The 13368-nt window shown below is 68.4% G+C and carries 11 protein-coding genes; all 11 read right to left on the bottom strand.

What is annotated here, in order from left to right; genetic code table 11:
- Positions 1 to 40 precede the first annotated feature (40 nt).
- The 11 genes from QE392_RS04845 to QE392_RS04800 all read right to left on the bottom strand — a co-directional run bounded on the left by QE392_RS04845 (position 41) and on the right by QE392_RS04800 (position 12689).
- Positions 41 to 682 (bottom strand): Pr6Pr family membrane protein, encoded by a 642-nt coding sequence (locus tag QE392_RS04845; protein WP_307448741.1) that lies wholly within the window; start codon positions 680 to 682, stop codon positions 41 to 43.
- Between the two features lie 63 nt (positions 683 to 745).
- Positions 746 to 1183, bottom strand: coding sequence for a BLUF domain-containing protein (locus tag QE392_RS04840; protein WP_307448738.1), 438 nt, complete (start codon positions 1181 to 1183; stop codon positions 746 to 748).
- The gene (locus QE392_RS04835) at positions 1180 to 1467 is read right to left on the bottom strand and encodes a hypothetical protein (protein WP_307448735.1); all 288 of its coding nucleotides are present in this window, start codon (positions 1465 to 1467) and stop codon (positions 1180 to 1182) included. The genes QE392_RS04840 and QE392_RS04835 overlap by 4 nt, the downstream gene beginning before the upstream one ends.
- Before the next feature lie 111 nt (positions 1468 to 1578).
- Positions 1579 to 1968: an ester cyclase gene (locus tag QE392_RS04830; protein ID WP_307448733.1), complete on the bottom strand. Its 390-nt coding sequence runs from the start codon at positions 1966 to 1968 to the stop codon at positions 1579 to 1581.
- Between the two features lie 224 nt (positions 1969 to 2192).
- Complete coding sequence (locus QE392_RS04825) at positions 2193 to 6098, bottom strand: LamG-like jellyroll fold domain-containing protein (protein ID WP_307448729.1); 3906 nt, start codon at positions 6096 to 6098, stop codon at positions 2193 to 2195.
- A 329-nt stretch (positions 6099 to 6427) separates the two neighbouring features.
- Positions 6428 to 6661, bottom strand: a complete 234-nt coding sequence (locus QE392_RS17495) for a type II toxin-antitoxin system Phd/YefM family antitoxin (protein ID WP_373426436.1) — start codon at positions 6659 to 6661, stop codon at positions 6428 to 6430.
- 112 nt (positions 6662 to 6773) lie between these two features.
- The gene (locus QE392_RS04820; protein WP_307448725.1) at positions 6774 to 8510 is read right to left on the bottom strand and encodes an amylo-alpha-1,6-glucosidase; all 1737 of its coding nucleotides are present in this window, start codon (positions 8508 to 8510) and stop codon (positions 6774 to 6776) included.
- A 14-nt stretch (positions 8511 to 8524) separates the two neighbouring features.
- Positions 8525 to 9340: a carbohydrate ABC transporter permease gene (locus QE392_RS04815; RefSeq protein WP_307448722.1), complete on the bottom strand. Its 816-nt coding sequence runs from the start codon at positions 9338 to 9340 to the stop codon at positions 8525 to 8527.
- Position 9341: 1 nt separating this feature from the next.
- The gene (locus QE392_RS04810) at positions 9342 to 10319 is read right to left on the bottom strand and encodes a carbohydrate ABC transporter permease (protein WP_373426435.1); all 978 of its coding nucleotides are present in this window, start codon (positions 10317 to 10319) and stop codon (positions 9342 to 9344) included.
- A gap of 26 nt (positions 10320 to 10345) precedes the next feature.
- Entirely contained in the window at positions 10346 to 11587 is a 1242-nt protein-coding gene (locus QE392_RS04805) for a sugar ABC transporter substrate-binding protein (protein ID WP_307448713.1), read from the bottom strand.
- A gap of 100 nt (positions 11588 to 11687) precedes the next feature.
- Positions 11688 to 12689, bottom strand: a complete 1002-nt coding sequence (locus QE392_RS04800; protein WP_307448710.1) for a LacI family DNA-binding transcriptional regulator — start codon at positions 12687 to 12689, stop codon at positions 11688 to 11690.
- Between the last annotated feature and the right edge of the window lie 679 nt (positions 12690 to 13368).

Raw genomic sequence — 13368 nt, 5'->3', positions numbered from 1 at the left:
CTGCCCCACGATCGCTGCGCAGAATCACCGCCCGCGCGCCCTACACCCCGGATCGCCGCGGCGCTCGCCCCCCGAATCCCCACACGGCCGCCGCCGCGAGGATCAGCAGAGCCAGGATGCCGATCACATGCAGGATGAGCGACTCGATGCCGCGTTGCGGCAACAGGAAGCCGTAGGGCACCCACCCGTCTGTGACACCACGGACCAGCACGACGGTGATCCACACGAGGGGGTACGGCAGCACCCACCACAGCTGCCTCCACGAGAGCCTCGGACGGTCCGGCGAGAGCAGCACGTCGAACAGCACCACCGCGGGGAAGACGATGTGCAGCACGACACTGACCCAGGGCGGCGCCGATCCCGTGCCGGGCACCAGGGTGTTGTAGACGACGGCGACCACGATCAGACACGCCGCCCCCACGCCCCACGCGACCGAGAGCCACGTCGGTCGAGGGCGACCACCGAGGGCGAGGATTCCCACGGCGATGAGGACGAGCGCGGTGAGCGAACTCGTCTGATTCGTGAAGTATCCGAAGAAGTCGAACGGGTTGAGGTCGCCCACCGCGGCCCGCAGCGCGTAGGCGTAGAGCACGACCAGAACGATCGCCGTCCCGACGATGACGCGGGCGAGCGGCCGCGCGCGCTCGCTCGACGAGAGCTGAGCGGACGAGACGCGGGTCACCTCGGCGACGTTACCGCCGACCCTCGGGAAACCACCGAGAAGGCGTTCCTCCGACAGGGATCGTCAGGCGGGGATCGCCGTACGGGCACGGAACCACACCGTGAGCTCGCGCACCGCGCGGATGCCGGCATCCTCGTCGTCGGACTCGAGGTCGTCGAACGTGTCGCGGAATCCCTCGGGAGCCGGGGTCGTGGGGACCCCGATCGGTTCGTAGCCCATGGTCCACTCCGAGAACCGCCGCTCGTCGAGCTGCTCGGTGAGCAGCACCCGTACGTCGGTGTGCCGCGGATCGCGCCCGATCTTCGCCATCAGCTCGTCGACGGCATCCTGAGGCCCCTCGAGCACCTGGAAGAACCGCCCGCGGCGGTAGAGCAGCATGCCGGTGAGGTCGTGCTCGCTGTTCGAAGCGCGACTCTGGGCGAGCAGCTCGGCCAGCGCGGCGTCGTCGAACGAGTCGACGGCCGTACTGACGTAGGAGACGGAGACCAGGGATGTGCTCACGCGACCGCGCTCCCTTCGTCGGACGAACGCGGTGCGGGGACGCGCACCTGCGCGAGGGTGACCGGCGCCTCGAGTGGGGGCTGGCCGTTGGTGACGGCGGCCATCGCCTCGGTCAAGGCCGCGAAGCGTCCGACGACCTGCGACCGGCCGTCGTGGGCCAGGAAGACGCCGTCGGGCTGACGGTCGATGTAGCCGAGGAAGACACCGCTGCGGCTGCCCACGTGGAAGCCCTCTTCGACGCGAGCCCAGATGACTCCCGCTCGGGGCTGTTCGGGAGACTCCATGGCCGCCCTCCTTACACCCGAGGTGGAAACCGGGCAGAAGTGACGGTACCCGGGGGTTCCGACATCGAGCCGCCCTTGACAGACCGCCCACGGCTGCCGAACCGCGATTCGTCAGGCGATGGCCGCCCGGATCTGCGCGGCGTCGTCGGTGCCGCTCGCCTCGACGATGCGGCCGTGCTCCACCCGGTACATGGCGAATGACGCGATGTTGACCCGTCGGCGCGTCGGCGCGACGTGCGCGAACGGGCCGGTGTGGGTGCCTCCGCCGCGCAGATGGACAGCGAGCCGATCGTCCTCGACGAGCACGTGGATGCGCTTCCACTGCCAGTCGGGGAAGCCGTGCAGCAGCTCGGCGTACTCGGCGATCCAGGCCTCGGCTCCGGCCGGCAGGTGCGCCCGGCGGACACCGGGGTGCAGGAAGGCGCGGAGGTCGTCGAGATGGTGGCGGTTGAGGGCGTCGAGGACGTCGGCGAACCACTCGCGCATCTCCCAGGGCTCCACTCCCCCATTATCCGCGGCGGTTCGGGCACGGCGGGCGGATGCCGGGTGAGCGGGATGCCGTGAAGCGGGGCACCCTGTCACACCCGCGCGATGACCGTCGGCCGCAGGGGTCGACGATCGGCGCGGCCTCGGGGCCCACCGCGACGACGAGGCGGGGGCGAGCTGTGCCCACCCCCGCCTCGGAATCCTCGGTGGGAGCGTCCAGCCCGCCCCCACCGGGATCGTCACTGCTGAGCGTTGTATGGCGCTTCGACCGTCGACGTCACCTTCTGCCCACCGATCGTGGCCGTTGCCGTGACCGTCGCCATGCCGGCGGGGATCGACGCTTGCCGTGAATTGATGGCCGCGCTCACCGTCTGGTTCGGCTTGACCTCGGCGAACGTCTTCTTCCCGTACGCCGTGACGACCTCGATCTGCACCGGCACCGATGAACGGTTCACCGCCGTGACGGTGACGTACGCCTTGCCGCCGATCTTGCGGGTGGAGGCCGTGGCATCCACCTTCAGGGCCGCAGTTGCGGCCGCCGGCTTCAGCGCCGTGAAGGTGAGCTTGTCCAGGTTGGGCGCCCACTGCGACCGCAGCCCCAGTGTCGGGTACCGCTCCGAGATGAAGGTCCGGCCGTTGAAGTCCGGCGCTTCCTTCGACGCGAACGTGACGGTGTTCTCTCCGGCCTTCAGCTGGACCGGCACGGTGAGATCCCAGAACTGGTTGGCGTTGTAGCTCTGCGGGAACAGCACCTGCTGCACGGGTCCGCCGTTCACCGTGATGTCGGCTCGGCGGGCCACCGGATCGGGGTTGTAGTGCGAGGCGGGCGACTGCTCCTCGTTGGAGTAGCGCACCGTCATCGCGTACGTGCCGGCCTCTTCCACCGTCACCTTGTGGGTCAGGGTGTTGGCGTTGTTCTGGGCGCCGCCGACGGCGACGACCGCCTTGCCCCCGCTCGCGAGCGAGAGGTCCTGCACCCGCGCGGTGCCGTTGAGCGTGCCCGCTTCGGCTTCGACGGACTGCGTGGCGAGCTTGCCCCCGGATGCGCCGACGGAGACGCGGTCCAGGGCCAGGGTCCCCGTGGCGCCGACGATCTCGACCTTGTTGACACCGCCCACCAGGAACGCCGGGATCGTCGCGGTGTCGGTCACCGAGGCGATCTCGCTCCCGTTGACCTTGACCGTCCCCGTACCGCCGCCGAGAGTCTTCACCTCGAGCGACTTCTCGGAGTCGTCCTTGTTGTAGACCCAGAAGGTGACCGACTGGTTCGCGCCGACGTTCACCGAACCCGAGCCGGACACGCCGCCCCGGTCGTAGGTCGCCGTGGCGTCGTGGAGAACGGCGTTCTCGGCCTCGTAGATGGGCGTGTAGTTCGCGTTGGGCAGCGTCACATCGATCTTGTCGATGATGGCGGCACCCTTCGTCGCCTTCGTGCCGTCGAGGCTGCGCGCCGCGAGGGTGATCGTGTTCTTCCCGGCGTTGAGGGCGACCTTGGTGTCGGTGTGATCCCAGACGACCCACTTGTAGCCGAGGTCGGCGTAGATCTCCTGCTCGGCGCCGCCGTTGACGCGCAGGAACATGTTGACCGGACCCTGCTCCTCGTTGCGCGCCTCCTTGTTGTACGCATTCGCCAGGACGCTCAGGTCGTACGTGCCGGCCTGGGGCACCGTGACGTCGAAGTTCAGCGCCAGGGAGGAGTTGCCCTCGATTCCGCCGACGTTTCGCTCGCCGGAGGTGTAGAACTTCGCCACGTCGGCCGGCGACCCCTCGGGACCGTTGAGGTAATACGGCGCACCGGTGTGCCCGGCCGCCTCCGCCTCGTACACGCCGCGCCACGACACGGAGGGCTGCGAGGGCGAGGAGGTGTCGGTGCCGGGAGTGACGACGATCTCGTAGGCGGAGTCGGCGCCGAGCGCGGGCAGATCGCCCGCACCGAAGCCGAGCTCGACCGTGCCGCCGCGCACCGGAGCTTCGAACTCCTTCACCGTCTGGGGCTCGGCGGAGTCGCCGATCTGCCCCGTCCACCGGATGTCGCGGATGAGCACGTGCGCGCTGTCGCCGACGTACGACGGCAGGTTGTCGACGTAGACGGTCTGCGCCCCCGTGGAGCCACCGATGAGTGCCTTCACCTGCTTCTTGGCGTCGTCGATCGTCGCCACGCCCTGCAGGGTGTAGCTCACGTCGGGCTGAGGCGGGGTCACGCGGACGGTGTCGCCGGTCATGTTCCCGTAGGAGTTCAGCAGCCACCACTGGCCGTTGCCGCGATTGGCTTCGACGGCGGAGTCGGAGAGGTTGCCGTCGATGTTCCAGTAGGCGATGTCGGCGTCGATCTTGCTGTCCTCGATCGCGGAGATCCACTGGATCATCTGCGCGGGCACGGACGTGTGGTAGTTGAAGGCGTACTCGTTGACGTTGATGGGAAGCTCTGTGCCCTCCCACTTCGTCCCCGCGAAGAACCCTCTCTCCCACGTCCGATACCGGTCGACGCTGGAGCGGATGGTGGCCGGGTTGCTCAGCTCGTGCCAGGTGACGACCTCGGGAACGGTGTCGTTGGCGACGGCGTGCTTCATGAAGCCCTCGACCTGGTTGTACAGGATGCTGGTGTTGGGACCGGCGATGCGGGCATCCGGCAGCTCCGCCTTGATCGCCCGGTAGAAGTCGTCCCACGCGGCGAAGAACTTGTCGGGGTTGTCCAGCCAGCTGTAGCCCCAGAAGTTCTCCGCACCCCCGCCGTACATGTTGCCCTCGGGCTCGTTGAACGGCACGAAGACGATGTTGTCCTGGTATTCGGCGGGGAGCTGCTTGACCTGCTTCGCCTGGTCGAAGACGGACTGCTTGTACCAGGCGGTCTTCTCCGCGCCGTTGTTCCCGGGCACCTGATAGGGGAACCCGCGGTTGATGTCCGTCATGTAGATGTAGACATCGCCGTCGGAGGAGTCCGCCAGCGGCTTGACCACCTCGAGCGCGTCGGCGCCGGGGTGCTGGGGGCCGTCCTGCGCCTTCGTCGAGACGGTACGGAGCTGGATGCCGTCGATCAGATTGTTCGAGGGCAGACCGGGGCCGTACAGCCCGTAAAGGGTTCCCGATGCGCCGCCCATGAAGGCTCCGGTGCGCTCCCCCGCGTCGATGGACAACTCGCCGGGGGTGACGACCCGCACGCGCGCCGTCACGGCGGTGTCGGTCCCGTCGACCACGCCGTTCACGGTGAAGGTGCCGCGCTGCGCGTAGGCCGACGCAGGCACGTCGTCCCAGTTCACCAGCGCGAGGCGTTCCTGCCCATCGCTGAACCGCGCGCGCACGCCCGGGAGGGCCGGCGCCGTGCCGACGTTCGTGCGCACCTGCGTGGAGCTCTCGAGCACCTCGGTGGGCACGGGAGCGGACGACCCCGCCAGATCCCGCACCTGCTGCGGCGTGAGAACCGTGTCGTACACCTGGAAATCGTCGATCGATCCCTTGAAGAAGGGGTGCACGCCGGTCCAGAAGGGCTGTCCGATGTAGCCCGAGTTCGGCGAGCCCGCTCCGAACAGCGCCTGCGCGACGTCGATCCCCACCTCGGTACGACTCACCTCGAGGCCGTCGAGGTAGGAGATGAGGGTGTTCTTGTCGATGGTCGTGGTGACCTGGTGCCATTCGCCGGCGGGCAGAGGGGTCGTCGCGCGGGCGCCGATCTCCTGGCCGGTGGCGGTGGGCTTGGCGCTGGAGCGCGCCGTGCCGTCCTCGAACTTCGGCGTGTAGAACGTGGCGCTGTCGCGGTCCTTGCCCAGCACGTACAGCCACTCGAAGACGTCGCTGCCCTCCCACTTGACCCACGACGAGATCGTCGTGCCCTGCAGGTCTTCGAACAGGCCGGCAGGCACCGTGATGTAGGGCGCGGTCGTGGAGTTGGGCGCCCCACCCGTGAGCTGGAGCGCCTTGCCGCCGCCCTCACGGTCGACCAGCCGCGCGGACGCGGGGTTGGTGAGCACACCGTTGCGTCCGTCACCCGACGTGTCCTGCACGGTCGCCGTGACGGAACTCTGCCCCTCGAAGTCGTAGTCCAGGATCAGGTGGTCGGCAGCCGAGACCGTGGTCGCGGCGGCCTGCGCACCTTCGGGGACGGCGGGCTGGCCGATGGCGAGAGCGGCGACGGCCAAGCCCGCCGTCACTGCTGCGATGGGCCTGCAGGACGCAAGCCGCGGAGATGACCTCATGGGGTGTCTTCCTCGTCGTTGAGATGTGCGGTTCGACATCGAACCGGTTCGATGTTACTTTAGGGCAGTCGGGATGGGGTGGCAAGAACACGTCCCGGCGTTCTGGGCGCGCTATCGGCGGGCGATCGCGTGTCGATGCCGTCGCACTGGTCGAGACGTCCGCCGAGGTGGTGACGTCATCCGAGCGCGGTCCGACCCACGATCGCCGCCCGCTCGCCGCGCAGCTCCGGCGCGGGTCGTCGCTCACGTCCGCGAGCGCGACCGGTTCTCCCCGCGGGGGCGCCTCACGGGGGAATACGGGCGTTCAGCGGCGCATGCCGTGGCGCCTCTTCGGCAGGGGGCGCTCCGCTTCGCGCCGAAGTGCGTCGCATCCTCTCCAGGAGCTCGTACTGCTCGACGGTCACGATCGCCGCGACCGCTCGACCGCGACGGGTCAACAGGACGGGCTCGTCGCACGCCCCGTCCACGACGGAGGAGAGACGTGTTCGGGCTTCTTCTATCGCGATCCGCTTCACCATGTGGCAGCCCGGGTGGGGGACCCGCTGGACACCCGATCTGCGCGGAGGACCTGCTCGGGGCTGACGAGGACGAGTCGGCCCCCGTTCGCGCGGAAGAGCGGTGAGACGCCGCTCACGCCGCGTCCTCGCGCCGGGCTTCGCGCTCTCGGAGCGTGAAGTCGTGCGCGAACACCAGATACACGCTCGCCGTCCACGTGTAGGCGCGATCACGCAGTCCCTCACCGGTGATCGCGTCGAAATTCTCGGCGAAGCCGGACTCCTCGCACAGGGCGCGGAAGCGAGCGTTCACCGTGTCGGCCAGGTCGACGTGCCCCCCGCGGCGCAGGCCCTCCTCGATGAGCATGGTCGACGGCGCCCAGATCGGCCCGCGCCAGTACCCGTCGCTCTCGTACTCCGGCGTCAGGACGAGCTGGGTGGCCGGCCCCCAGGACGTCAGGTGGGCCTCGATGTCTTTCGCGAGCTGCGCGTTCACCTCGGGCGGCAATTGATCGCCGGCGAGCACGGGCAGTTGCAGGAGGAGACTGCTGCGCTTGCTCTCTCGACGGCTGAGCGCGCCGACGGCGAAGAATCCTTCGTCGTCGCGCAGGTCGCGCAGGAGCGCCGCGCGAAGCCGGTGCTGCTTCGCACGCCACGGCTCGCCGTCGTGGCCGAGCTCCTCCGCGAGTCCGGCGAGCACGCCGAGCTGGACGCAGAGGAAGGCGGCGAGATCGGGCGATTCGACGACCCGGTCGTGATCGAAGGCGGTCGAGTTGTCCCAGCCGCTGTCGTTGCCGTGCTGGTAGTACGGCAGCTCCCGCCCCGGTGCCGTCCTGTGGTCCAACCAGAACGAGGTCCAGCGGCTCAGGTGCGTGTAGATCTGCTGCAGCTCGTCCGGGGCGAGCGGTCGGCTCAGTCGTTCGCGGAGCCGCGTGAAGGCCCAGCCGTGAATCGGGGGTTTGACGAAGTTGTACAGCACTTCCGAGTGCGTGATCGAGTCGGGCATGGCACCCGAGGCGTCTTGGTGATCGAACGGGGCGAGGAACTGATCGAGGGCGGAATCGGGGAGCCCCGGCGCCAGAGCGAGGGCGTTGAACGTGTGATCCCAGCTCCACACCTTGTCCATCCAGTGCTTCGACATGAGCACCGACTCGCGCGTGACGAAGCCGGCGGGCGCGACCGTCGCCGACCAGAGCACGTACACCGCCCGAGCCACGGCCGGGGTCTGCGTCGTGCGCCACGCGGCGAGCGCGTCCAGGTAGTCAGTGAACTCCTCCCCCACCCGCCGGCACACGTCGTCGAAGCTCTCCCTCCGGGTGTAGGGGGGCGCCGCGGCCTCGATCTGCTCGAGGGCGACCTCCCAGCCGTCCTGGCCGCCCAGGATGAGCGCGCGCCAGTGCTCGCCCAGCGCCTCGGCGCCATCGGCCCGCGCCTCTCCCCGCAGGACGGTGAGTCGATATCGCCTCCCCGTCTCGTAGGAGGTGAACACGAACGACCCGTCCTTCGGCTCCCGGTAGAAGTAGGACCCGGTGAAGGGCGTCAACGCCTCTGCGGCATCCGCGATGGTGAACTCCCCCGCATCCCCCCGGAGCCGGAGCACATCGGACGACTCGAAGGCGGCGCGCGCCACCACCGTGTCGCCGACCAGCCAGTGCAGCTGCGCCGGATCGGAGCGGACCGTGCACGGCAGCGGACTGTCCGCGCGCGACGGCGCGAGGCGCAGGACGGCGTGCATGCCGGTGAGATGCGAGACGAGGTGCACATCCTCCGCGTGGGCGTGGAGTCCCACGACCGGGGAGAGGTTCATCCACGAGCCCCGGTAGCTGAAGGGGATCTCGCTCACGTCGAACGAGGGCAGGGAGGAGGCGGACACGGGAGCCTTTCAGGTCAGTCTTTGACGGCGCCGGCGGTGACACCGGCCGCCACGTACCGCTGCGCGACGATGAGGAGGACGGCCGCGGGAATGGATGCCACGACGGCCGTCGCCATGATCGCGTTCCACTCCTGGTTGTTGTTGCCGATGTAGCGGTAGATGCCGATGGTGATGGGTTGCATCTTTCCGCCGCTGTTCAGCGTCGACGCGAAGAGGAAGTCCGACCACGACCAGAGGAACGCAAAGAGCGACACGGTGACGATCGAGTTGCGGCTGACGGGGAGGACGACGGATCGGAAGGTGCGCCAGGTGCCCGCGCCGTCGATGCGCGCGGCGGAGATGAGCTCGTCGGGTATCCCGCGCATGAACGCGGTGAAGATGAGGACACCGAACGGCACCGCGAGGGTCGAGTCCGCGAGGATGAGCCCCGGGATGGTGTTCAGGATGCCGAGATTCAGGTAGATGGCGTAGAACCCCATCGCCATGATGATCCCGGGGATCATCTGCGCGATCAGAAGGGCGAAGCTGAGCGCATCGCCACCGCGGGGTCGGAGCTTCGCCAAAGCGAATGCCGCCGGCGCGGCCAGGGCGATGGTGAGCACGACGGTGCCGATCCCGATGACGAAGCTCGCTCCCAGGAAGGGGAGTTGATCCTCGACGACTCGCCGGTACCCCTCGAAGGTGGGCGACACGGGGAAGAGGTCCGGGGGGCTCTTGCGCATGTCGCTCTGGGGGGTCAAGGAGACGTTGACCATCCAGTAGACCGGGAACAGCATGATGGCGGTGAGGATGACACCGACGACGGTGACCCACCACGGTCGCGTCCTCATGTCAGACCTCCAGACGGCGCTGGGCGCGGATGTAGACGAGCCCGAAGACGAGGGCGATGAGGATGAGGAGATTGCCGACCGCCGCGGCGGGGCTGAGATCGGGCAGGGCCGAGCCGAACCCGAGGCGGTACGACCAGATGGCGAAGGTCGTCGACGTGGACCCGGGGCCGCCGCGGGTCATGATCCAGACGATGTCGAAGACTTTGAGGGTGTAGACCAGGCCCAGCAGGATCGTGATCGCCGAGACGGGCCGCAGCAGCGGGAACGTGATGCGCCAGAACCGCTGCCACGCGGTCGCACCATCGATCGAGGAGGCCTCGTAGATGTCCGACGAGATGTTCTGCAGGCCGCTGTAGAGGATGACGAGGTTGAAGGGCACGCCGATCCAGATGTTGGCGATGAGCACGGACACCAGCGACCACTGCGGCGAGGTCAGCCAGTTCACCTGACCGAGACCGATCGCGCCGAGGAGGGAATTCACCACGCCGGACTCGGAATTCAGCATCCACGACCACGCCGAGGCCGACACCAGCAGCGGTAGCAGCCAGGGCACGAGGAACAGGGCACGCAGGGTCGCCGAGAGGGGGAACCTCTGGAAGAAGAACACCGCCAGCGCCATGCCGATGGAGTACTGGAAGACGATCGACACCAGGGTGAAGGTGGCGGTGTTCGCGAGCGCGGGCCAGAACGTCGCGTCGCGGAAGACGGCGAGGTAGTTGGCCAGCCCGACGAAGGGGGCGTCTCCGGTGATGAACGAGCGGACCGTGTAGTCGCGAAGGCTCAGATCGAGGTTGCGGGCGAGCGGGTAGGCGTAGAAGACGATCAGGTAGATCACGACGGGGGCGAGGAACGCCCACGCGGCCCACTGACCCGTTCTGCGGGAACGACGGGCAGGGCCCGGGAGGGCGGCAGTGCGTGTTGCCGCCCTCCCGTTCCCACCACGTGCCGCTGACGCAGGGGGTGACTGGGTCAGGGTCATGTCGCTGCTTCTTTCCGGAGAGGGGTTCAGCCGGCGCTGACGCTCTGCTGCGCCGCGGTCAGGGCGTCCTGGGGGGACTGCACACCGGTCAGCGCGTTCTGGACGGCCGTCCAGAGCTGCTCCGAGATCACCGGGTACCGGGTTCCCAGGTTGTCGCCGGTGCGCGCCTGCGCCGCGTTGACCGCCTCGATCCACGGCTCCAACGTGGCGTCCTCTGCGAGCTGCGCCTGCTGCGCCTCCGGGGTCGCAGCGATGTAGTTCAGGGAGTTGTCGGTGTCGACGACATTGTCGGTGCTCGTCAGGCAGGACACGATCTGCGCCGACTTCTCGTACCGGGAGGGATCGCTCTGCACCGGAAGGGTCAGGAACTCCCCGCCCGTGGGAGCGGCGGCTGCTCCGCCGTCCTTCGCCGGGATGGGGATGACCTCGTAGCCGGCCTCGGCGGCCGCGGCCTTCTGCCACGTGCCGTTCTCGGCGAAGGCGAATTCACCGGTGAGGAATTCCTCCCAGCTGGTGGTCTGCGTGTTGTTGATCACCGAGTTGGGGGCCCACCCCTTGCTGACCCAATCCGTCCACAGCTGCACCGCCGAGACGGCATCCGCCGAATCGAGCTCGGTGAGTTCCGCACCCGAACCCCAGTACCAGGGAAGGAACTGGAAGCTGCCCTCCTCCGTTCCGATGGCGGAGAAGGTGATGCCCTTCTTACCGGAGGCCACGACCTTCTCGATCGCCGCGTTCAGGGTGACCCAGTCTTCGACCGACGAGATGTCGACGCCCGCCGCGCTCAGCACCTGCGGGTTGTAGTACAGGGCGAGAGTGTTCGCGCCGATGGGAACACCGTACGTCTCGCCGTCGACGACCGAGGCCCCGAGGATGTTCTCGGCGACATCGCCGACCTCGAGGTTGTTCTCGCCGGCCGAGGTCAGCAGCCCCGCCTCGACGAGGGTCGAGACGGCGGGGTTGTCGATCAGCAGGATGTCAGGGGAGTCGCCCTGCTGACCGGACAGGAGCGCTCGGCTGGTGAGGTCGCTCGTGTCGAAGCCGGTGCGCTCGACGGTGACGCCGGCGTCCGCCGCGCAGCTGCCGATCACCTTGGCCCATTCGGATGTCTCGTCGTACTGGGGGTAGGGATCCCAGAAGGTGAACGTTCCCGAGGCCTCGGTGGTGCTGCCGGTGACGCCGCCGGAGCATCCGGCGAGGACCCCCACGGCCACAGCGGCGAGGGCCGCTGTGCCGAGAGTGCGATGACGGGTCGTGAAAGTGCTCACTGCATATTCCTCTCTGAATGTGACTGCACTGTCTTCTGCAGGGACGCGTTGAACCGGTTCGACGTCAATCGACGGGAAACGGCTCGCGATGTCCGCCCGTTCAGGCGGTGCTCCCCCTGTCGGTGAGCTGCGGCTCGACGAATCGAACCACCGGCGGACCGTAGTCGGGTTCGGTGATGCGCCGGACCAGGTGCTGGACCGCGAGGCGTCCCAGCTCGTCTGGAGATGTCTCGACCGCCGTGTAGGGCAGGAGGAAGGTGCGTCCGAAGTCGCGCGAATAGAGACTGACGACGGACAGGTCCCGAGGGACCGCGATGCCCCGCTCCCGCAGGACGGCAGGCAGCGCCGCGATGGACGCGTCGTTGTGCACGATCAGGGCGGTCGCCTGCGGACGCGCATCGATGATGGCGTTCACGCTCCGCTCGATCCCCGGCTGCTGGGATTCGCCGTAGTGGGCGTAGAGGTGGATGTCGTGACGCGCCGCCCGCTCCAGCGCGGCTTCCCGGAACCTCCACGCGTACGCCCCGCCGCGCTCGAACACATGACGCGGCGGAGAGACGAGGATGATGTCCCGGTGCCCGAGCCCGTGCAAGTGGTCCACGATGAGCCGGGCCGCTTCGCCGAAGTCCAAGTCGAAGACGTCGAGTCCCTCGGTGTCGCGCGGCAGCCCGACCAGAGCGCCCGGCTGGCGCGCCTCGCGGAGGGGCTGCAGCCGGGGATCGTCGTGGACGACGTCGAGGAGCACGACGCCGTCGACCATGTTGGAGGACGTGATGCGTCGCACCGCATCGGGACCGTGATCGTCCGTGACCATCAGGATGTCGTAGCCGAGTTCCCTCGCCGCTGTGGAGACCGCGAGGATGTATTGCAGCATCGCGGGTGGGAACTCGTCGTCCTCGAACTGGACGAGCAGACCGAGCACCATTGTCTGCGCCGTGGCGAGTGCGCGCGCCCCGGCGTTGACGGTGAAGCCGAGCTCGCTGATGGCGAGGTCGATGCGCTCCCGGGTCTCGCGCGAGATCGGCCGGTTCCCGGAGAGCGCGTACGAGACGGTGCTGCGAGAGACACCGGCGGCCTTCGCGACATCGGCGATGTTGACCATGCCTCACCCTCTCCGTCGAACTGGTTCGATGGAACAGTATCCGGCGGCGACAGGGAGCGCAAGCGACAGGGGAGTTCCGAGCCGGCGCGCGTCGCCCATCGGATCCGGACGAGGACCCCCGCGTCCGCGTGACGACATCCGCCGACGCGGCCGCACGTTCCGGGCTCCTGCTTGCTCCCCGCAGACAGCGTCCCCTACTGTTACCGTTAACACCGGCGACGGAGCAGTCCTGCGGTGTCACGTCCTCACGGGAGAAGACATGCATCAGGCACCGCCGCGCCGACGCCGTTACGGTGCGCGCGCTCTCGCCCTCGCCGCGGTCGCCACCCTCGCGGCCACGCTCGTCCCGGGGCCGGCCACCGCTGCCGCCGCCCGAGAACGAAAAGTCCTGGCCTCAGGCCCACGGGACGGCGACGTCGACGGTTCCGTTGCCGATCGGAGAGCCCGGGGCAGATTTGACCGCGGTCCGTCCATTCCTCGCGGGGAGCTCGTAGCGCGCGATCGACCCGAAGGCGATGTCGTCCCCGCAACACGTGGGCGACTGAGATCCACTGGGCTGGGAAGAGCGGTCAGTTACGAGCGCGCTGCGTCCATCCCGGCGGGATCCATCACTGCGACCGCGACCGCCACCGTCGATGGCACGCGCGTCACCACGAGCAAGACCGCAGCGTATTCGGCG

This window comes from Microbacterium proteolyticum, from assembly GCF_030818075.1.
Lineage (GTDB): Bacteria > Actinomycetota > Actinomycetes > Actinomycetales > Microbacteriaceae > Microbacterium > Microbacterium proteolyticum_A.
This window is presented reverse-complemented; position numbering and strand designations above follow the sequence as displayed.

Excerpts from the sequence above, each read along its gene's own strand:
- QE392_RS04835 (WP_307448735.1), bottom strand. The coding sequence starts at position 1,467 with ATGGAGTCTCCCGAACAGCCCCGAGCGGGAGTCATCTGGGCTCGCGTC.
- QE392_RS17495 (WP_373426436.1), bottom strand. The coding sequence starts at position 6,661 with ATGGTGAAGCGGATCGCGATAGAAGAAGCCCGAACACGTCTCTCCTCC.
- QE392_RS04815 (WP_307448722.1), bottom strand. The coding sequence starts at position 9,340 with ATGAGGACGCGACCGTGGTGGGTCACCGTCGTCGGTGTCATCCTCACC.
- QE392_RS04810 (WP_373426435.1), bottom strand. The coding sequence starts at position 10,319 with ATGACCCTGACCCAGTCACCCCCTGCGTCAGCGGCACGTGGTGGGAAC.
- QE392_RS04800 (WP_307448710.1), bottom strand. The coding sequence starts at position 12,689 with ATGGTCAACATCGCCGATGTCGCGAAGGCCGCCGGTGTCTCTCGCAGC.